Below are 19,447 nucleotides of genomic sequence, written 5' to 3' on the forward strand. Positions count from 1 at the left end.
TCCACCCGGTTTGCTTGATTCGATCGCTTCACGTCAAAGACGCTAACGCCTGCCACTGACAATGCGCCCCGACGCCCGTCCTGCCTGTGGATAACTCGGTCCCGCCGGACCCCTATAAGAATAGATGTTCGATTTTGGTGTCAAGCGCACCCACACGAGCGCCAGGGCGCGTTCACTGTCCAGTAGCACGGGTCCGACGGACCCCCGTCAGGAGCCGTTCTCCGGCTCCGGTTCCAGCTTCCGCCCCGGTTCCAGCTTCCGCTCCGGCTCCCGCTTCGGTTCGAGCAGTCGGCGCACGCGGGCGAGGATGTTCCCCGGAGTCCGCTTGCGGTGGCCGTGCACCCGGGGGTCGTCCGTGACGTCGTACCGCCTCACATACGCCCCGAGGAACGCCTGCAGCGTGGCGACCGCGGGAATGGCGATCAGCGCGCCGACCGCGCCGAGGAGCGCGGTGCCCGCGATGACCGACCCAAAGGCAACCGCCGGGTGGACGTCCACGGTCTTGGCGGTCAGCTTGGGCTGCAGCACGTAGTTCTCGAACTGCTGGTAGATCACGACGAAGATCAGCACCCACAGCGCGTACCACGGGTTGACCGTGAAGGCGATCAGCATCGGCAGGGCACCCGCGAGGTAGGTGCCGATGGTGGGGATGAACTGGGAGACCAGGCCGACCCAGACGGCGAGCACGGGGGCGTAGTTCACCCCGAGGTACTCCAGCAGGATGTAGTGGGCTATCCCGGAGATCAGCGCCATCAGGCCGCGCGAGTACAGATAGCCACCGGTCTTGTCGACGGCGATCTCCCACGCGCGCAGCACCTCGGCCTGCCTCGCGGGTGGCAGCACGGAGCACAGGGCACGCCGCAGCCGGGGCCCGTCGGCGGCGAAGTAGAACGAGAACAGTGCGATCGTCAGCAGCCGGAAGAGACCGCCGAGGACCTGCGTGGAGACGTCCAGGACTCCGGTGGCGCTGTTCTGCACGTACCTCTGCAGCCAGTCGGAGCGGAGCAGGCCCTCCTGGATGTCCACCCGCTTCAGTTCGGTGTGGAACGTCGTGTTGATCCAGCTGATGACGGAATCGAGGTACTCGGGGAAGCCCTCGATCATCCGGATGATCTGGCCCGCGAGCATCGAGCCGAGCAGCGTGACGAATCCGGCGGCCACGACCAGCACGCCGAAGAAGACGAGGAAGGTGGCAAAGCCCCTGCGCAGGCCCTTCGAGGCCATCCAGCTGACCGCGGGCTCGATGGCGAGCGCGAGGAAGAACGCGATGAGGACGTTGAGCAGCAGCCCGATGAGCTGGTGGAACGCCCAGTTGCCCAGCTGGAACACGGCGACGAGCGAGAGCGCCAGCACCATGGCGCGCGGCAGCCAGCGCGGCATGCGCGCCTGCCCCGCGTCGGCACCGGACGGGGGCCGCGCGGGCGGTGTGGTGCCGAGCGGGGATGCCTGCTGGTCGACCTCTGCGGTCTCGTCTGTGGGAGCCACGGACCCAAGTCTCACCCACGCCGACGACAATCGGTCCCCACCCCCGCGTCCTCGCGCCGTGATCGGCGTCCAGCCCGACGCTTTCGGGCAGGTCAGCGCCGTTCGTCAGGAACATCCATCGTGGTGCACACCACGCGCCACACGTCCTTGGCCTCCCAGCCGGCGTCGAGCGCCTCGTGCACGGTCCGTCCGCCGAGTTCGGACATCACGTGGTCGCGCGCGAACGTGTCGGCGTAGCCCTCGCCGAAGTGATCCGCCATCCGCTGCCAGAAGACCGTCAACCGCATGCCCCCAGTATCCCGCCCCAGGGGGTGGGCCGTGCCGGGACGGCCTGCTGAGACCGCTTTCCGCCCTACGGTCTGACGCATGTCCGCATCAGGAGCACCCCCACTCCCTCCGACGCTCTCCCCACGTGCCCGCGCCGAGCAGTTCGTCTGGCTCACCGCGCGCGTGCTGGAACAACGCCGTTTCGCGTACCACTTCCTCGGCGGGAGCGCCGACGCGGTGGAGACCGCGCTGACCGCCTACCGCAACGAGGACGAGGGGTACGGCCACGCGCTCGAACCCGATCTGCGCGGGCCGGTGAGCCAACCGCTGCACACCGGGCACGCGCTGCGCGTCCTGGACTCGATCGGGCGCTGCGGCGGACAGCGGGCGGAACGCGTGTGCCGCTATCTGACGTCCGTGTCGACCCGTGACGGTGCCCTCCCGGCGACCCATCCCAGCCAGCGAGGCTATCCGGCGGCCCCCTTCATCACCGTCGTCGACGACCCGCCGGGCGACCTCCTCGCCACCGCCCCCGTGGTGGGTCTGCTGCACCGCAACGAGGTGTGGCACGCGTGGCTGTTCCGGGCCACCGACTTCTGCTGGCAGGCGGTCGACTCCCTGGAGAGGTCACATCCGTACGAGATCGAGGCGGCCGTGACCTTCCTGGACTCGGTGCCCGACCGCTCTCGCGCGGAGGCGGCCGCCGACCGACTCGGCCGTCTGGTCCGCGAACACCGCCTCGCCGCGCTGGACCCCGACCGCCTGGAAGCGTGCCCGGTGCCGCCCGGATACGCGCCGGGCGAGCACCATTTCCCGCATGACTTCGCGCGCACCCCGGACTCCCGCGCGCGCGCGTGGTTCACCGACGAGGAGATGACCCGCTCGCTGGACTTCCTGGCGAGCGAGCAGCAGGAGGACGGCGGCTGGCCGATCGCCCGGCGCCAGTGGGCTCCCGGAACCGCCCTGGAGAGCCGCCCGATCGTCACGATCGAGGCGTTGCGCACGCTAGACGCGTTCGGGCGGCTGTAACCCACCCGACACGAGGCGCACCCCCGCACCACGAAGCACCCGCGGCCGCGTACGCACGGCAGGGGGTGTGCCGGGAGGTGTCCGCCCGCAGCGGCCGGCGTCCACCACCGAGCACCTCACAGCTCCACAGACCCGCCGGACCGAGGACGGAGACCTCCCGGCGCGCCCCCGACCCACGAACAACCGCGTAGGCGCCCGAGCCACGACGGCGGGGAAGCCACCCCGAACCCCAACCGCCCACCGACCTCGACCAGCCACCGACCTCAACCACCCACCGGCCTCAACCACCCACCGGCCCCGGACACACCCCGCACCTCAGCCACCACCCACCCCACCCGACCCCACCGCCCAAACCGCCGGAGGCACTGGCATCCGTCCAGGTCAGCCCGACTGTCAGTCCCGAGGTGCACCATGGTCACATGGTCCGTTCCGCGCTCGACGCCTTCTCCCCCGCGACCCGCGGCTGGTTCACGGGGGCCTTTCCCGCGCCCACGGCAGCCCAGTCCGGAGCCTGGCGGGCGATCGCCGAGGGCGCGGACGTCCTGGTCGTCGCCCCCACCGGCTCCGGCAAGACCCTCGCCGCCTTCCTCGCCGCCCTCGACCAGCTGGCCTCCACTCCACCCCCCGCCGACCCGAAGAAGCGCTGCCGCGTCCTCTACGTCTCCCCCCTCAAGGCCCTCGCCGTCGACGTGGAGCGCAACCTCCGCAGCCCGCTGACCGGCATCCGCCAGGAAGCCGTCCGCCTGGGCCTGCCCGAGCCGGAGGTCAAGGTCGGCATCCGCTCCGGCGACACCCCCGCCGCCGAGCGCCGCGCCCTGTCCACCCGCCCTCCGGACATCCTGATCACCACCCCGGAGTCACTGTTCCTGATGCTCACGTCGGCCACGCGCGACGCGCTGACCGGCATCGAGACAGTGATCCTCGACGAGGTGCACGCGGTGGCGGGCACCAAGCGGGGCGCGCACCTGGCGCTCTCCCTGGAGCGCCTGGACGACCTCCTGCCGAAGCCGGCCCGCCGCATCGGCCTCTCCGCGACGGTCCGGCCGGTCGACGAGGTCGCCCGCTACCTCTCGCCCCACCGCAAGGTGGAGATCGTCCAGCCGAAGTCCGGCAAGGAGTTCGACCTCTCCGTGGTCGTCCCCGTCGAGGACCTCGGCGAGCTGGGCGGCTCCCCGGTCGCCGACGGCTCCGAGGGCGCCGAGCGCCCGTCGATCTGGCCGCACGTCGAGGAGCGGATCACCGACCTCGTCCAGTCCCACCGCTCGACGATCGTGTTCGCCAATTCCCGCCGGCTCGCGGAGCGCCTCTGCAACCGGCTGAACGAAATCGCCTACGAGCGCGCGACGGGCGAGCCCCTCGACGAGCACCACGCCCCCGCCGAGCTCATGGGCGGCTCGGGCGCGGCCCAGGGCGCTCCCCCGGTGATCGCCCGCGCCCATCACGGCTCGGTCTCCAAGGAACAGCGTGCCCTGGTCGAGGAGGACCTCAAGGCGGGACGCCTCCCGGCCGTGGTCGCCACCTCCAGCCTGGAGCTCGGCATCGACATGGGTTCCGTGGACCTCGTCGTCCAGGTGGAGTCGCCGCCCTCCGTCGCCTCCGGCCTGCAGCGCGTGGGCCGCGCGGGCCACCAGGTGGGCGCGGTGTCCCGGGGCGTGGTGTTCCCCAAGTACCGCGGCGACCTGGTCCAGTCCGCGGTGGTCACCGAGCGGATGCGCACCGGCTCCATCGAGTCGCTGAAGATCCCCGCCAATCCCTTGGACGTGCTGGCGCAGCAGCTCGTCGCGATGACCGCGCTGGACACCTGGCAGGTGGACGACCTGCTGGCCACGGTCCGCCGCGCGGCTCCCTTCGCCTCGCTCCCGGAGTCGGCGTTCACCGCCGTGCTCGACATGCTGGCGGGCCGCTATCCGTCCGACGCCTTCGCCGAGTTGCGTCCGCGCGTGGTGTGGGACCGCGTCGCCGGCACGGTCACCGGCCGCCCGGGGGCACAGCGCCTGGCCGTCACCTCCGGGGGCACGATTCCGGATCGCGGCCTTTTCGGGGTGTTCCTCGCGGGCGCCGACCCGAAGAAGGGCGGCGGCCGGGTCGGCGAGCTCGACGAGGAGATGGTGTACGAGTCCCGTGTCGGCGATGTCTTCACGCTGGGCACCAGTTCCTGGCGCATCGAGGACATCACGCGCGACCGCGTCCTGGTCTCCCCCGCTCCCGGGGTGCCCGGACGGCTCCCCTTCTGGAAGGGTGACCAGCTCGGCCGACCGCTGGAGCTGGGGCGGGCGGTGGGCGCGTTCCTGCGTGAGGTCGGCTCCCTGCCCCAGGACGACGCCCGGCTGCGGCTGCTCGCCGCCGGCCTCGACGCCTGGGCCGCGGACAACGTTCTGTCGTATCTCGGGGAGCAGCGCGAGGCCTGCGGTCACGTCCCCGACGACCGCACGATCGTCGTCGAGCGCTTCCGTGACGAGCTGGGCGACTGGCGGGTCGTCGTGCACTCCCCGTTCGGCGCCCAGGTCCACGCCCCCTGGGCCCTCGCGCTGGGCGCCCGGCTGTCCGAGCGGTACGGCATGGACGCCCAGGTGATGCACGCCGACGACGGCATCGTGCTGCGCCTCCCGGACGCCGACCTGATGGGCCTGGACCTGCTCGACCAGGAGCCCCTGAAGGCGGGCGCCCCCCTGGGCACGGAATACGACGCCGAGCAGGCCCCCGTGGGCGCCGCGGACGTCGCCTTCGACAAGGGCGAGGTCGACCAGATCGTCACCGACCAGGTGGGCGGCTCGGCGCTGTTCGCGTCCCGCTTCCGCGAGTGCGCCGCCCGCGCGCTGCTGCTGCCCCGCCGCAACCCGGGCAGGCGCACCCCGCTGTGGCAGCAGCGCCAGCGGGCGGCCCAGCTGCTGGAGGTGGCGAGCGAGTTCGGCTCGTTCCCGATCGTGCTGGAGGCGGTCCGCGAATGCCTCCAGGACGTCTTCGACGTTCCGGGCCTCGCCGAGCTGATGGGCGACATCGAGTCACGCAGGGTGCGGCTCGTCGAGGTCACCACACCGGAGCCCTCGCCCTTCGCCCGCTCCCTCCTCTTCGGGTATGTCGCCCAGTTCCTGTACGAGGGCGACTCCCCGCTCGCCGAGCGCCGGGCCGCCGCCCTGTCGCTGGACTCGCGGTTGCTGGCGGAGCTGCTGGGCCAGGCGGAGCTGCGGGAGCTGCTGGACGCCGAGGTCCTGACCGAGCTGGAGCGGGAGCTGCAGTGGCTCACGGAGGACCGCCGTGTGAAGGACCCCGAGGGCGTCGCGGACGTGCTGCGGCTGCTGGGCCCGCTCACGGACGCCGAGCTGGTGGAGCGCGGCGCCGAGCCGCAGTGGGCCCGGGAGCTGGCCGGGGCCCGCCGCGTCATCCGGGTCCGTATCGCCGGCGCCGACCACTGGGCGGGCATCGAGGACGCGGGCCGGCTGCGTGACGCGCTGGGCACTGCACTGCCGGTCGGCGTCCCGGAGGCCTTCACCGAACCGGTCAAGGACCCGCTCGGCGACCTCCTCGCCCGTTACGCGCGCACCCACGGCCCGTTCACGTCCGCCACGGCGGCGGCCCGCTTCGGTCTCGGCGTGGCCGTCACGGAGGGCGCGCTGCAACGGCTGGCCGCGGGCGGCCGCATCGTTCAGGGGGAGTTCCATCCGGCGGGCATCGGCCAGGAGTGGTGCGACGCGGCCGTGCTGCGCCGCCTGCGCCGCCGCTCCCTCGCCGCGCTGCGGCACGAGCTGGAGCCCGTGTCGCCCGCCGCGCTCGCTCAGTTCCTGCCGCAGTGGCAGCACGTGGGCAACGGACACGGTCTGCGGGGCGTCGACGGACTGGTGCGCGCCATCGAGCAGCTCCAGGGCGCCTCCGTGCCCGCGTCGGCCCTGGAGAAGCTGGTCCTGCCGTCCCGGGTCGCGGGCTACACCCCCTCGATGCTCGACGAGCTCACGGCGTCCGGGGAGATCGTGTGGGCCGGCGCGGGTGCCCTCCCCGGCAAGGACGGCTGGATCTCCCTCTATGTGGCGGACGCGGCCCCGCTGCTCCTGCCCTCCCCGCACCCCCTGGAGCTGACCGCGCTCCACCAGTCGGTCCTGGACACGCTCTCCGGGGGCTACGGCCTGTTCTTCCGCCAGATCGCCGACCAGGTCCGCGCCACCACCCACCCCGACGCCACCGACCCCCAACTGGCCGACGCCATCTGGGACCTGGCCTGGTCCGGCCGGCTCACGAACGACACGCTGGCCCCGATGCGCTCGCTCCTGGGATCGGGCCGCACCGCCGGCTCCACGGCCCACCGCGCCAAGCGCACGATCCCGCGCGGCCGGTACGGCTCGCTGACGGCGGCCGCGCGCCCCCAGTCCCGTACGGGACCTCCCACGGTCGCGGGCCGCTGGTCGCTGCTCCCCGCCCATGAGCCCGACGCCACCGTGCGCGCCCACGCGCTCGCCCGCACCCTCCTCGACCGGCACGGCGTGGTGACCCGGGGCGCCGTGGCCGCCGAGGGGGTCGAGGGCGGCTTCTCGGCGACGTACCGCGTGCTGTCCGCGTTCGAGGAGAGCGGGCAGGCCCGGCGGGGGTACGTGGTGGAGGGGCTCGGCGCGGCCCAGTTCGCGATGGACGGCGCGGTGGACCGGCTGCGCGCCACGGCGAACGCCAGGGACCGGGGCGAGTCCCTGCCCGAGTCCTCGTTCGGGCCACCCGACTTCCCCGCAGGCCGTGATGACTGGGCCGACTTCCCCTCGGGCCGCGATGCCGGGGCCGACTTCCCTGCGGGCCGCGATGCCGGGCCCGGCTTCCGCTCGGGCGCCGACGGCCGTACCGCCCTCCCCGACAGCGACGGCTATTCCCCCGCTCCGCACCGTCCTCACCGTCCCGGCAGCCGGGCGCGCCGCGACGGCACCACCCGATCCGTGGTCCTGGCCGCCGCCGACCCCGCGAACGCGTACGGCGCCGCCCTGCCCTGGCCCGAGCCCCCCACCGGTGCCGGCCACAAGCCGGGCCGCAAAGCGGGCTCCCTGGTCGTACTGGTCGACGGCGAGCTGACCCTCTATATGGAACGCGGCGGCAAGACCCTGCTCGCCTGGCCCTCCGACCCGGACGGCACGCTCACCGGGGACCCACGCCTCCTGGCCGCCGCCGAGGCCCTCTCCGCGTCCGCCCGCGCGGGCTCCCTGGGCACCGTCACGGTGGAGCGCGTCAACGGAGCCTCGGCTCTCACCTCCCCCTTCGGCACCCTCCTGGAAGGAGCAGGCTTCATCGCGACCCCGCGGGGGCTGCGGCTCCGCGCCTGAACCGGCCGGGCACCCCAGGGGGATCCACCGCAGCGTCCACCCGCGTGCCACCCTGGACGCATGCCCGAAGGAGACACCGTCTGGCAGGCCGCGAGACGGCTGCACAACGCCCTCGCGGGCAAGGTGCTGACCCGCTTCGACCTCCGTGTGCCGAGGTACGCGACCGCCGATCTCACGGGCCGTACCGTCCTGGACGTCACCCCGCGCGGCAAGCACCTCCTCACCCGCATCGAGGGCGACCTGACCCTGCACTCGCATCTGCGGATGGACGGCTCGTGGAAGGTGTACGCGAACGGCCGGCGCTGGACCGGCGGCCCCACGCACCAGATCCGGGCCGTCCTCGGCACCGCCGACCGCGCGGCGGTCGGCTATCGCCTCCCCGTACTGGAACTGCTCCGCACCTCGGAGGAGCACCGGGCCGTCGGCCACCTCGGCCCCGACCTCCTCGGCCCGGACTGGGACCCCGACCGTGCTCTCGCCAACCTCCTCGGCGACCCGGCCCGCCCCCTCGGCGAGGCCCTCCTCGACCAGCGCAATCTCGCGGGCATCGGCAACGTGTACAAGAGCGAGCTCTGCTTCCTGCTCGGGGCCACACCATGGCTCCCCCTCGGAGAGCTCCCCGAGGACCGCGCGGCACAGCTCCCCGCCCTCGCCAAACGGCTCCTGGAGGTCAACCGTGACCGCCCGGTCCGCATCACCACGGGCCGCCGCGACCAGAGCCACTTCGTGTACGGCCGGGCACCCCGCCCCTGTCTGCGCTGCCGCACCCCCATCCGCTCGGCGAACCAGGGCGACGGCTCCCGCGAGCGCCCCACCTACTGGTGCCCGACCTGCCAGAGCGGCCCGGCCCCGCCTCCGGGCACCCGGTGACGCGTGGGGCGAGTCGCCGCCCGCACCAGCACCAGCACCAGCACCAGCAAGGTAATTGACGGGCCGTCAGAAAGTCTCGTACGGTCCCTTCATGCCCGTCACGGCGTACGACCTCACCGGACGCACCGCATTCGTCACAGGCGCCGCCAGCGGTATCGGGCGCGCCTCGGCCGTCCTGCTCGCGGAGGCGGGCGCGAGCGTCCACTGCGCGGACCGCGACGCCCAGGGGCTGCACGAGACCGCGACCCGCATCAAGGGCAGCGGCGGCACCGCGCACACCCACCACCTCGATGTCACCGACCGGGAACAACTCCGCCGGGCAGTGGCCGACTGCGACCGCCTCGACATCATGGCCGCGGTCGCCGGGATCATGCACAGCAGCCCGGTGCTGGAGACCCGCGACGAGGACCTCGACCGGGTGTGGGGCGTCAATTTCAAGGGCGTGCTGTACGCCTGCCAGGAAGCGGCCCGCCTGATGATCGCCGACGGGACCCGGGGCAGCATCGTGACCATGGCCTCGGGCGCCGTCGACACCGGCGGCCCCGGCCTGCTCTGTTACGGCGTGGCGAAGGCGGCGGTCGTCCAGCTGACGAAGACCCTGGCGACCGAGGTGGGCCCGCACGGCATCCGCGTCAACGCGGTGGCGCCGGGCTGGATCCGGACTCCCATGACGGACCGCCACGACGACGGGGCACAGGCACGCACGGAAGCCTTCATGGCACGGCTCTCACCCCTGGACCGGGTCGGCGAGCCGGACGAGATCGCCCACGCCGTCCTCCACCTGGCGTCCGACGCGTCGTCGTTCACCACGGGCCAGATCCTCCGCCCGAACGGCGGAGTGGCGATGCCTTGGTGACAGCTGCGGCTGACACGACACAGGCGACGGCTGGGGCGGACGCACACGGCGCCGGTTCCTCGGCATCGGCCGCAACGGCCCAGTCCGAGCCCGACAGCCGATCGCGGGCGACCTGGCACCCGGCCACCGGGTCACCGCTGCTCCGCCCCAACCGCCTCCTTCCCCCTCCCCCTCGGGCCGCGCGGCGCTCTCGGCCCTCTCGGTGATCTCGTCCCCTTCGGCACACAGTGCACCGGCAGCAGACTCAGCCCCCACCCCCCGGCCGCGACCGCCGCCTCCACCGGACCCGCATCCGGCGCCAGGGCGAGCCGCAGCACCCCCCACCACCACAGCACGCCGAGCCCCAGCGCCGCCCCCCAGCGCCCCCAGCGCACTGTCCCCATGTCGCCACCTCCAGGCCGCCCCGGCCTCCAGGGGCCGTTCCACGCCCTCGGCCCGACGCTAGGCCGCCGCCCGCGCCGCTCGGCAGGGCGCACCCCCGGCACAGGGGCGCACCGCACCCGCACGGACACCGCCCGCCCCCTGCGCCCGGCGCACTCCCCCCACGCGGGCGCCCCGCCCGCCGACACAGGCTCCGCCCCTCCCCGTCACCCGTGCTCCGCCTGGAACATCCAGTGGTGCTTTTCGAGGTCCGCCGTGATCGCGATGAAGATGTCCTGGCTCACCGGGTCGGGGTCGGCGGTGGACCTCACCCGTTGCCGCATCCGCGTGATGACGGCGCCCAGCGCGTCCACCAGCGTTCCCACCGCGTCCGTGTCCTTGACCCAGCCGTCAGGGACCTTGCCGATGCCGCTGGTGGCCGAGACCGTGCCGGCCCGTCCGTCGGGCGAGACACCCAGTGTCGCGGCACGTTCCGCCACCGTGTCGGAATGCGTCCGGGCGGTGGCCACGACCTCGTCGAGCTGTAGGTGGATGGAGCGGAAACGTGGCCCGACGATGTTCCAGTGGATCTGCTTCGCCACCAGGGAGAGGTCCACCAGGTCGACCAGGGCGCCCTGCAGCGCCTCGGACACGGTCTTGAGGTCGGCCTCGGGCAACGGGCTCTTCACGACGTACATGGGCAGGCTCCGAATCCCTCCGCCGCGAACCCTCGCGCGGAGAATCTTTCGTACGGCCCCGAGCCCCCCACTCACTCCAAGATGACCGCCCCGCCCAGGAGCGGCAAACGGGGAAACACGAAAGCCCCGGCCGACGCTCCTCCGGGTTTCCCCGGACGAGCCCCGGCCGGGGCTTCGTCCCACATCACCTCACGACGGGCCTCGGCCCGGTTCGTGAGTCACACATCACACCGCGTCGAACGCTCACGCGGCGACGACGTCCACCGCCTCGGCGGGCGCCTTGATCGTGACCCGTTCCGGTGGCACACCGGTCACCGATACGGAGTTGAGCATGGGTCGGCGCACTGGTGCGGGCACCGGCTCGGCGGCCGCTGCCGACTGGGCCAGCTCGGCGAGTGCGAGTTCGTCGCTCACTTCCCGCATGAGCTCGGACATCCGTACGTCCAGCGCGTCGCAAATGGCGGAGAGCAGCTCGGAGGAAGCCTCCTTCTGCCCCCGCTCCACCTCGGAGAGATAGCCGAGTGAGACTCGGGCGGACGAGGAGACTTCGCGCAGAGTACGGCCCTGGCGCTGGCGCTGCCGACGCAGCACGTCACCCAGCAGGCGACGGAGCAGAATCATCGGTGGCTCCCTCCTCGGACCGCGTAGCCGCATCCTTCACGCCCCACCGTACCGCCTTGCGCTGCGGCCGTGCGGGGAGCGCTGTCGTGTTCACTCAGGGCTGCAAACATCAAGTCCCCCCGTTCTGTTCCGTATCCTGTGCCCGCTCATTCCCGGTCTGTTCGCCCGCAAGCTCCTTCAGGAGCAGTGCGAGTACGCTCCGTACACTCTCCATACGGATTTCCGCCCGGTCGCCGTTCAACCGCAGCGCAGACACTTTCCCGCCACCTGAACCGCCGGAAGCCGCGCCGAACGGGCCGTCGACGGCAACGAAAACCGTGCCCACCGGCTGTCCGTCCTGGGCTTCGGGGCCCGCGACGCCAGTGGTCGCGACGCCCCAGTCCGCACCGAGGAACTTCCGCACTCCGGCCGCCATCTGTGCCGCGACCTGCGGATCCACCGCTCCGTTGGCCGCCAGCAGGGTGGCGTCGACGCCGAGCACCTCGTGCTTGAGCTCGGTGGCGTAGGCGGTCACCGAGCCGCGGAAGGCCTTGGAGGCTCCGGGCGCCGCTGTGATCTCCGCCGCCACCAGACCACCGGTCAGCGACTCGGCGACGGCGAGCGTCTCGCCCCTCACCATGAGTAGTCGCAGCACGTCGGCGGCCATGGAACTCACCGCTCCGCCTCCTCTGCCACCGTCACTTGCGTGGCGGCTCCGCGCTTGCGCAGCACAATGGCCTGTCTTACATAGTCGAGCCCGGTCACGACGGTCAGAACGACCGCCGCGGCCATCACCCAGAACCGCAGCGTCGCCAGGGGCCCCGTCAGTGCCAGGACGTACATCCCGACGGCGGTGCCCTGCACGAGCGTCTTCAGCTTGCCGCCGCGGCTCGCGGGGATGACCCCGTACCGAATGACCAGGAAACGCATCAGGGTGATCCCGAGTTCCCGGCCGAGGATGACGCCCGTCACCCACCACGGCAGATCGCCCAGGCCGGACAGGCAGATCAGCGCCGCTCCCATGATCGCCTTGTCGGCGATGGGATCGGCGATCTTCCCGAAGTCGGTGACGAGATTGTAGGTGCGCGCCAGGTGACCGTCGAAGACGTCGGTGATCATGGCGACGGCGAACGCGGCCCAGGCCCAGGCGCGCCACACCGGGTCGTACCCGCCGTCCATGAGCATCAACGCGACGAAGCCGGGCACGAGGACCAGGCGGAGCATGGTCAGGAGGTTCGCGATGTTCCAGAGACTGGCCTGGTTGACGGCAGCGGCGCCCAGCTTCCCGGCGCGCACCGGCTTGGCTCCGCTCTGGGCGCCCGAGGCGCCGGCGGAACCACCCGCCGCGGATGCCGGGACTCCCGTCATCTGACCCCCTCCTCAGGACAGGCGAGCGAGCCCTGCAGCGGCTCCGCCACCAGGTCGACGCCCTCGGTGCCGACCACCTTCGCCTCGACCATGAGGCCGACGCTCAGGCCCTCGCCGGTCGTGAACAGCACCTGGCCGTCCGTCTCGGGCGCCTGGTGCGCACCGCGGCCATACGCGCCCTCTTCGCCGTCGACCGACTCGACCAGCACCTGCACCGTCTCGCCGACCCGGTCCTCGGCGCGCTGCGAGACGAGTTCCTCGGCCAGCCGGGACACGCGCGCGAGCCGCTCGGCGACCACGTCCTCGTCCAGCTTGTTCTCGTACGTCGCGGCCTCGGTGCCCTCCTCGTCGGAGTAGCCGAAGACGCCGATCGCGTCCAGCCGCGCGCCGTTCAGGAACCGCTCCAGCTCCGCCAGGTCGTCCGCGCTCTCGCCGGGGAAGCCCACGATGAAGTTGGACCGCACACCGGCCCCCGGGGCCTTGGCGCGGATCGTGTCGAGCAGCTCCAGGAACTGGTCGGTGCTCCCGAAGCGCCGCATCGCGCGCAGTACACCGGGGGCGGAGTGCTGGAAGGACAGGTCGAAGTAGGGCGCCACCTTCGGTGTGGACGTCAGCACGTCGATGAGCCCGGGCCGCATCTCGGCGGGCTGGAGGTAGCTGACGCGCACGCGCTCGATGCCGTCGACCGCGGCGAGCTCGGGCAGCAGGGTCTCCAGGAGACGGATGTCGCCCAGGTCCTTGCCGTACGAGGTGTTGTTCTCGGAGACCAGCATGATCTCCTTCACCCCCTGCTCGGCGAGCCAGCGGGTCTCACCCAGGACGTCGCTGGGCCGCCGCGAGATGAAGGATCCGCGGAACGACGGGATGGCGCAGAAGGAGCAGCGCCGGTCGCAGCCGGAGGCGAGCTTCACCGAGGCGACGGGCGAGCCGTCGAGGCGGCGGCGCAGGGGCGCACGGGGCCCCGAGGCCGGAGCGAGGCCGTCCGGGAGATCGACGGGTGCGTGCCCGGGGAGCGCGATGTCGGCGCCGGCGCTCTGCCGCTCGGCGGGGCTGATGGGCAGCAGCTTGCGCCGGTCGCGCGGGGTGTGCGAGGCGTGGATGCCACCGGAGAGGATGGTCTGGAGGCGGTCGGAGATGTCCGCGTAGTCGTCGAAGCCGAGTACGCCATCGGCCTCGGGCAGGGCCTGGGCCAGTTCCTTGCCGTATCGCTCGGCCATGCAGCCCACCGCCACGACGGCCTGCGTTCTCCCGTGGTCCTTGAGGTCGTTCGCCTCCAGGAGGGCGTCGACCGAGTCCTTCTTCGCGGCCTCGACGAAGCCGCAGGTGTTGACCACGGCGACGTCGGCGTCCTCGGCGTGCTCGACGAGCTCCCAGCCGTCCGCCTCCAAGCGGCCTGCGAGCTCCTCCGAGTCCACCTCGTTACGGGCGCAGCCGAGTGTGACGAGTGCGACGGTACGGCGTTCAGGCATGGGCTCAAGACTACTTCGTCCTACTGACAGCCCACGTCGACGGGGTTGGCCGTTCCTGGCCAACCCCGTGCCCGCACCCCCGTTTGGCTCGTCCGTGCGAACCGAACCGCATCGCCTATCCGGCCTCGGGGTCGCCCTTCGTGTACGTCAGGCGTTCGACTGCGCCGGGCTGCCACTTGTCGTCGATCTTCGTGCCGTTCACATAGAGCTGGATCGCGCCCGCGTCACCGAGGACGAGGTCGATCTTCTCCTTGTCCTGGAAGGTCTTGGAGTCGCCCTGCTCCAGGAGCCCGTCGAAGAGCAGCCGGCCGTTGTGGTCCTTGGCCGAGATCCAGCTGCGTCCGTCGTCGGCACTGACCCGGACGGTCACCTTGTTCTGGGGTGCGGCCGCGATGGCGCTTTCGGACGCGTCGGGCTTCGGGGCGCCGTCCGCCCTGTCGTTCTTGGGCGTGGGCGAGGAGTCGGGCTTGCCCGTCGTGGGCGTGGCTCCTTCGGCGACCGCCGGCGTGCCGCCGTCGTCGTCACCGCCGCTGAACAGCGTGAAGCCGACGAAGCCGATCACCACGACGATCGCGGCGACCATGGCGGCGGTCCAGTTCGGCCCGTGCCGGTCGGGACGGATGCGCTCCGCTTCGAACAGCGGTGCCGCCAGGGTGGGGGCGGGGCGCCCGCCGTGGCCGGCTTCGTACTGCGCGAGCAGCGGCGCGGGATCGACGCGCACCGCGCGCGCGAGCGTGCGAATGTGCCCGCGCGCGTAGACGTCCCCGCCACAGGGGGCGAAGTCGTCCTGTTCGATCGCGTGCACGATGGCGATGCGGACCCGGGTGGCGCTACTGACGTCGTCGACGGTCAGCCCGAGATCGATGCGCGCCTGCTGGAGGGCACGGCCGATCGAGGGGCGTTCCGCCTCACGTTCGTCGCGGTCTTCTTCGAACGGACGCTCGTCTTCGGGGGAGTTGCCGTCAGGGGAGTTGCCGATGGACACGGGGCGCCTTTCGAGCGTGTAGCCACCTGTGCTGGTAGGTCAGTCTAGGGGGGGTACGAAAGGGTGGGGCAACCGGGCGGTCGGAGTTTTACGCCATCAGAACGGCCGGACATCCTGAGGGTGAGGCAGACGTCTTTCGCCTCCCTCAATTTGACGTACGACGACGGGAAACGGTTGCCCACCATTTCCTTACGGGCGAGGCATGTTCGATTACTCCGTTTGGCTGTGCGCCACCCGTTGACAGCCTTCTTCCCGGCAACCGGCTGTCTACCCGTCGGTCTCGCCACGGATCACCGCGAGCACCCCGTCCAACTCGTCGGGCTTCACCAGGACGTCGCGCGCCTTCGAACCCTCGCTCGGGCCCACGATGTTGCGCGATTCCATGAGGTCCATCAACCGCCCGGCCTTGGCGAAGCCCACGCGCAGCTTGCGCTGGAGCATCGAGGTGGACCCGAACTGCGTGGAGACGACCAGCTCGGCCGCCTGGCACAGCAGGTCCAGGTCGTCGCCGATGTCCTCGTCGATCTCCTTCTTCTGCTTGCTGCCGACGACGACGTCGTCCCGGAAGACGGGCGTCATCTGGTCCTTGCAGTGCTGGACGACCGCCGCGACCTCGTCCTCGGTCACGAACGCGCCCTGCATCCGGGTCGGCTTGCTGGCCCCCATCGGCAGGAAGAGCCCGTCGCCCTTGCCGATCAGCTTCTCGGCGCCCGGCTGGTCGAGGATGACGCGCGAGTCGGCGAGCGAGGAGGTGGCGAAGGCGAGCCGCGAGGGCACATTCGCCTTGATGAGGCCCGTGACGACGTCGACCGACGGCCGCTGTGTGGCGAGCACCAGGTGGATGCCGGCCGCGCGCGCGAGCTGCGTGATGCGCACGATGGCGTCCTCGACGTCCCGGGGCGCCACCATCATCAGGTCGGCCAGCTCGTCGACGATCACCAACAGATAGGGGTACGGCTGGAGTTCGCGCTCGCTGCCCTCCGGCGACTTCACCTTGCCGCTGCGCACGGCCGCGTTGAAGTCGTCGATGTGCCGGTAGCCGTACGCCGCGAGGTCGTCGTACCTGAGGTCCATCTCCCGTACGACCCACTGGAGCGCCTCGGCGGCCCGCTTGGGGTTGGTGATGATCGGCGTGATCAGGTGCGGGATGCCCTCGTAGGCGGTCAGTTCGACACGCTTGGGGTCGACGAGGACCATGCGGACGTCCTCGGGAGTGGCGCGCACCATGACGGAGGTGATGAGGCAGTTGATGCACGACGACTTGCCGGAGCCGGTCGCACCGGCGACGAGCACATGCGGCATCTTCGCCAGATTGGCCATCACATAGCCGCCCTCGACGTCCTTGCCGAGCGCGACCAGCATGGGATGGTCGTCCTCCGCGGCGTCGGCGAGGCGCAGGACGTCGCCGAGGTTCACCATCTCGCGGTCGGTGTTGGGGATCTCGATACCGACCGCGGACTTGCCGGGGATCGGCGAGATGATCCGCACGTCGGGGCTGGCGACGGCGTACGCGATGTTCTTCGTCAGCGCGGTGATCCGCTCGACCTTCACCGCGGGACCGAGCTCGACCTCGTAGCGCGTGACCGTCGGCCCGCGCGTGAAGCCCGTGACACGGGCGTCGACCTTGAACTCGGTGAAAACGGTCGTCAGGGCGTCGACTATGGCGTCGTTGGCCGCGCTGCGGGCCTTTCCGGGGCCCCCGCGCGTGAGGAGGTCCAGCGAGGGCAGGGAGTAGGTGATGTCGCCGGCGAGCTGGAGTTGTTCGGCACGCGGCGGGAGATCGCGGGTCGTGGCGGGCGGCGTCTTGGTGAGGTCGGGGACCTCCGCGTTCAGCTCCTCCTGCCGGGGCTGCTTGGCGGCCTGCTGGGACGCCTTGGAGCGCGCGGCCGGTACGGGTGTCGTCTCCTCGTAGCCGTCGCGTTCGGCGGTGACGCCCTGGGTGAGGCCGGCGACGAGGGGTGAGGGCGGCATGCCGTGCAGGACCGCGCCGTCGAGGGCTGCGGCGGCGGCTGCGGCGACGTCCACGGCGTCCCTGGGCCGGTCCGGATCGGGCTGCGGGGCGGCGGCCCTCCGGGGACGCCCACGGCGCCGTGAGAGGGCCTCCCGCTCGGCGCTGTCCGGGTCGTACGCCTCGGAGGTGGTCCTGCGCTGCCGGGAACGCGGGGGCAGCGACTCGCGCCACTGGTCGTCGTAGCGCTGGTCGTCCTCGGTGAGTTCCTCGTCGGTGTCGTCCTGGACGATGCCCAGCTTCCGGCCGAGCAGCCGCAGCCGCTGCGGGATGGCGTTGACCGGGGTCGCCGTGACGACGAGCAGCCCGAAGACGGTGAGCAGCACGAGGAGCGGTACGGCGAGAACCTCCCCCATGGTGTACGTGAGGGGTGTGGCGGCGCCCCAGCCGATGAGCCCGCCGGCATCCCTTATCGCCTGCATGCCGTCGCTGCGCGCGGGCGCCCCGCACGCGATGTGGACCTGACCGAGCACACCGATGAGGAGCGCGGACAGACCGATGACGATGCGGCCGTTGGCCTCGGGCTTCTCGGGGTGCCGGATGAACCGGACGGCGATGACCGCGAGCAGTATCGGCACCAACAGGTCGAGCCGCCCGAAGGTGCCGGTGACGAGCATTTCGACGAGGTCGCCTACCGGACCCCGCAGATTGGACCAGGTGCCGGCGGCGACGATCAGGGCCAGCGCGAGCAGCAGCAGCGCGATGCCGTCCTTCCGGTGCGCCGGGTCGAGACTCCGCGCGCCCTGCCCTATGCCCCGGAACACGGCGCCGACCGCGTGCGCGGCACCGAGCCAGACGGCGCGCACGAGCCTGTACACGCCTCCGGTCGGGCTGGGCGCCGGCTTCGGCGGGGCTGCTTTCTTCGCCGGGGCCTTCTTGGCGGGCGCCTTCTTGGCCGCGGTCTTCTTCGCAGGGGCCTTCTTCGCCGCAGCCTTCGACGGAGCGGCCGCCTTCTTCACGGGCTTCTTGGCTGCGGACTGACGTGAGGCCATGAGTGTGAGGTTACCGGTGGAGCCTACAGGGGACACGCGTGGTTTCTGCTTCACCCGTTCGTGTCGCGATGGCGAGGCCCGCAAACTGACGTGACGGGCAACCAGCCCGTCCGGCGTTTGAGGACAAGGCCGTTCAGGCCGGTGCGGGGTCTGGGGGCCGGCAGCCCCCACGGATGGGACGGGTAGGGGCGGCGGGGGCGAGAACCTCAGGCCCCAGCCACGACACTCGGCCCGTACAAGATGTCACCGCACGGCACAGACACCGCTCAGTTCTGCGACGGCACAGAAGGCGCCCCGCTCCCCGTCCCGGGCTCCAACGCGTCCAGCGCCCTGCGCAGGCCCGTCAGTTTGCGTTCGAGGTGCGCCGCGGTGGCCACCGCCGCCGCGTCCGCCGACTCGTCGTCAAGTTGCTTGGACAGCGCCTCGGCCTGCTCCTCGACCGCCGCGAGCCGCGCGGACAGTTCCGCGAGGAGTCCGACCGGCTCCTTGCTGTCACCGACCGCGGATTTGCCACCGCCCTCCAACTGGAGCCGCAACAGGGCGGCCTGCTCGCGGAGCTGACAGTTCTTCATGTACAGCTCGACGAACACCGAGACCTTCGCCCGCAGCACCCACGGGTCGAACGGCTTGGAGATGTAGTCCACCGCGCCCGCCGCGTACCCGCGGAACGTGTGGTGCGGGCCGTGGTTGATGGCGGTGAGGAAGATGATCGGGATGTCCCGCGTCCGTTCCCGCCGCTTGATGTGCGCAGCGGTTTCGAATCCGTCCATACCCGGCATCTGGACGTCCAGCAGAATGACCGCGAAGTCGTCCGTCAGTAGCGCTTTGAGCGCTTCCTCCCCGGACGATGCCCGCACCAGCGTCTGATCGAGCGCAGAGAGAATGGCCTCCAGCGCCAGCAGATTCTCCGGCCGGTCATCGACCAGGAGGATCTTGGCCTTCTGCACCATGGCCCGCCCTCCTCGCCCCGGCGTGGGGCCTCCCCTGTCCTCAGGACTTGGGACGACACCGCCGGGCGTCGCCCCAGGGGACGACTCCCTTGCGTCGCCCGTCCTTGTGCCGGTCATGGTAGCCGCACCCCGCCCGTCGCCACACCCTGTCACCGTGATGTCACTGTGCACGTAGCGGAAACGTAGCGGGAGACCAGAAGGTTCCCCGAATCGGGTCCC

14 protein-coding genes are annotated in these 19,447 nt (G+C 71.6%); 4 read left to right on the plus strand and 10 right to left on the minus strand.

The window, feature by feature from the left end:
- Positions 1 to 207: 207 nt before the first annotated feature.
- Together IE262_RS28470 and IE262_RS28475 are read right to left on the minus strand one after the other, a co-directional pair.
- Entirely contained in the window at positions 208 to 1,485 is a 1,278-nt protein-coding gene (locus IE262_RS28470; RefSeq protein WP_189877675.1) for an AI-2E family transporter, read from the minus strand.
- Between the two features lie 92 nt (positions 1,486 to 1,577).
- On the minus strand, positions 1,578 to 1,772 hold the full coding sequence (locus IE262_RS28475) for a DUF3046 domain-containing protein (RefSeq protein ID WP_134041276.1): 195 nt from the start codon (positions 1,770 to 1,772) through the stop codon (positions 1,578 to 1,580).
- A 79-nt stretch (positions 1,773 to 1,851) separates the two neighbouring features.
- On the opposite strand from IE262_RS28475, the gene IE262_RS28480 reads away from it, so the two are divergent.
- The 4 genes from IE262_RS28480 (at position 1,852) to IE262_RS28495 (ending at position 9,798) form a co-directional block, all read left to right on the plus strand.
- Positions 1,852 to 2,781, plus strand: coding sequence for a hypothetical protein (locus tag IE262_RS28480; protein WP_189877677.1), 930 nt, complete (start codon positions 1,852 to 1,854; stop codon positions 2,779 to 2,781).
- A gap of 419 nt (positions 2,782 to 3,200) precedes the next feature.
- Complete coding sequence (locus IE262_RS28485; protein WP_189877679.1) at positions 3,201 to 8,072, plus strand: Lhr family ATP-dependent helicase; 4,872 nt, start codon at positions 3,201 to 3,203, stop codon at positions 8,070 to 8,072.
- Positions 8,073 to 8,132: 60 nt separating this feature from the next.
- The gene (locus tag IE262_RS28490; protein WP_134041280.1) at positions 8,133 to 8,942 is read left to right on the plus strand and encodes an Fpg/Nei family DNA glycosylase; all 810 of its coding nucleotides are present in this window, start codon (positions 8,133 to 8,135) and stop codon (positions 8,940 to 8,942) included.
- A 91-nt stretch (positions 8,943 to 9,033) separates the two neighbouring features.
- Positions 9,034 to 9,798: an SDR family NAD(P)-dependent oxidoreductase gene (locus tag IE262_RS28495; protein ID WP_134041282.1), complete on the plus strand. Its 765-nt coding sequence runs from the start codon at positions 9,034 to 9,036 to the stop codon at positions 9,796 to 9,798.
- Between the two features lie 587 nt (positions 9,799 to 10,385).
- Here the strand turns inward: IE262_RS28495 and IE262_RS28500 are convergent.
- The 8 genes from IE262_RS28500 to IE262_RS28535 form a co-directional block, all read right to left on the minus strand.
- Positions 10,386 to 10,856, minus strand: coding sequence for a Dps family protein (locus IE262_RS28500; protein WP_134041286.1), 471 nt, complete (start codon positions 10,854 to 10,856; stop codon positions 10,386 to 10,388).
- A gap of 243 nt (positions 10,857 to 11,099) precedes the next feature.
- The gene (locus IE262_RS28505; protein WP_131568294.1) at positions 11,100 to 11,477 is read right to left on the minus strand and encodes a helix-turn-helix domain-containing protein; all 378 of its coding nucleotides are present in this window, start codon (positions 11,475 to 11,477) and stop codon (positions 11,100 to 11,102) included.
- Between the two features lie 109 nt (positions 11,478 to 11,586).
- Entirely contained in the window at positions 11,587 to 12,132 is a 546-nt protein-coding gene (locus IE262_RS28510) for a CinA family protein (protein WP_189877681.1), read from the minus strand.
- Positions 12,129 to 12,824: a CDP-diacylglycerol--glycerol-3-phosphate 3-phosphatidyltransferase gene (pgsA, locus tag IE262_RS28515; protein WP_189877683.1), complete on the minus strand. Its 696-nt coding sequence runs from the start codon at positions 12,822 to 12,824 to the stop codon at positions 12,129 to 12,131. The genes IE262_RS28510 and pgsA overlap by 4 nt, the downstream gene beginning before the upstream one ends.
- A complete protein-coding gene (gene rimO, locus IE262_RS28520; protein WP_189877685.1) occupies positions 12,821 to 14,293 on the minus strand; it encodes a 30S ribosomal protein S12 methylthiotransferase RimO in 1,473 nt (490 codons plus the stop codon). The genes pgsA and rimO overlap by 4 nt, the downstream gene beginning before the upstream one ends.
- A 115-nt stretch (positions 14,294 to 14,408) precedes the next feature.
- The gene (locus IE262_RS28525) at positions 14,409 to 15,278 is read right to left on the minus strand and encodes a helix-turn-helix domain-containing protein (RefSeq protein WP_189877687.1); all 870 of its coding nucleotides are present in this window, start codon (positions 15,276 to 15,278) and stop codon (positions 14,409 to 14,411) included.
- 267 nt (positions 15,279 to 15,545) lie between these two features.
- Positions 15,546 to 18,278: a DNA translocase FtsK gene (locus IE262_RS28530; protein ID WP_189877689.1), complete on the minus strand. Its 2,733-nt coding sequence runs from the start codon at positions 18,276 to 18,278 to the stop codon at positions 15,546 to 15,548.
- A gap of 266 nt (positions 18,279 to 18,544) precedes the next feature.
- Positions 18,545 to 19,228 carry a response regulator gene (locus IE262_RS28535; RefSeq protein ID WP_134041298.1) on the minus strand — a complete coding sequence of 228 codons (684 nt, stop codon included), beginning with the start codon at positions 19,226 to 19,228 and terminating at the stop codon, positions 18,545 to 18,547.
- Positions 19,229 to 19,447: the final 219 nt, after the last annotated feature.

The sequence above is a fragment of the Streptomyces bluensis genome (assembly GCF_014650715.1).
Classification (GTDB): domain Bacteria; phylum Actinomycetota; class Actinomycetes; order Streptomycetales; family Streptomycetaceae; genus Streptomyces; species Streptomyces bluensis.

Bases quoted from the DNA above. Each gene is read 5' to 3' on its own strand.
- IE262_RS28475 (WP_134041276.1), bottom strand. From the start codon at position 1,772: ATGCGGTTGACGGTCTTCTGGCAGCGGATGGCGGATCACTTCGGCGAG.
- IE262_RS28480 (WP_189877677.1), top strand. From the start codon at position 1,852: ATGTCCGCATCAGGAGCACCCCCACTCCCTCCGACGCTCTCCCCACGT.
- IE262_RS28485 (WP_189877679.1), top strand. From the start codon at position 3,201: ATGGTCCGTTCCGCGCTCGACGCCTTCTCCCCCGCGACCCGCGGCTGG.
- IE262_RS28490 (WP_134041280.1), top strand. From the start codon at position 8,133: ATGCCCGAAGGAGACACCGTCTGGCAGGCCGCGAGACGGCTGCACAAC.
- IE262_RS28495 (WP_134041282.1), top strand. From the start codon at position 9,034: ATGCCCGTCACGGCGTACGACCTCACCGGACGCACCGCATTCGTCACA.
- IE262_RS28500 (WP_134041286.1), bottom strand. From the start codon at position 10,856: ATGTACGTCGTGAAGAGCCCGTTGCCCGAGGCCGACCTCAAGACCGTG.
- IE262_RS28505 (WP_131568294.1), bottom strand. From the start codon at position 11,477: ATGATTCTGCTCCGTCGCCTGCTGGGTGACGTGCTGCGTCGGCAGCGC.
- pgsA (WP_189877683.1), bottom strand. From the start codon at position 12,824: ATGACGGGAGTCCCGGCATCCGCGGCGGGTGGTTCCGCCGGCGCCTCG.
- rimO (WP_189877685.1), bottom strand. From the start codon at position 14,293: ATGCCTGAACGCCGTACCGTCGCACTCGTCACACTCGGCTGCGCCCGT.
- IE262_RS28530 (WP_189877689.1), bottom strand. From the start codon at position 18,278: ATGGCCTCACGTCAGTCCGCAGCCAAGAAGCCCGTGAAGAAGGCGGCC.
- IE262_RS28535 (WP_134041298.1), bottom strand. From the start codon at position 19,228: ATGGTGCAGAAGGCCAAGATCCTCCTGGTCGATGACCGGCCGGAGAAT.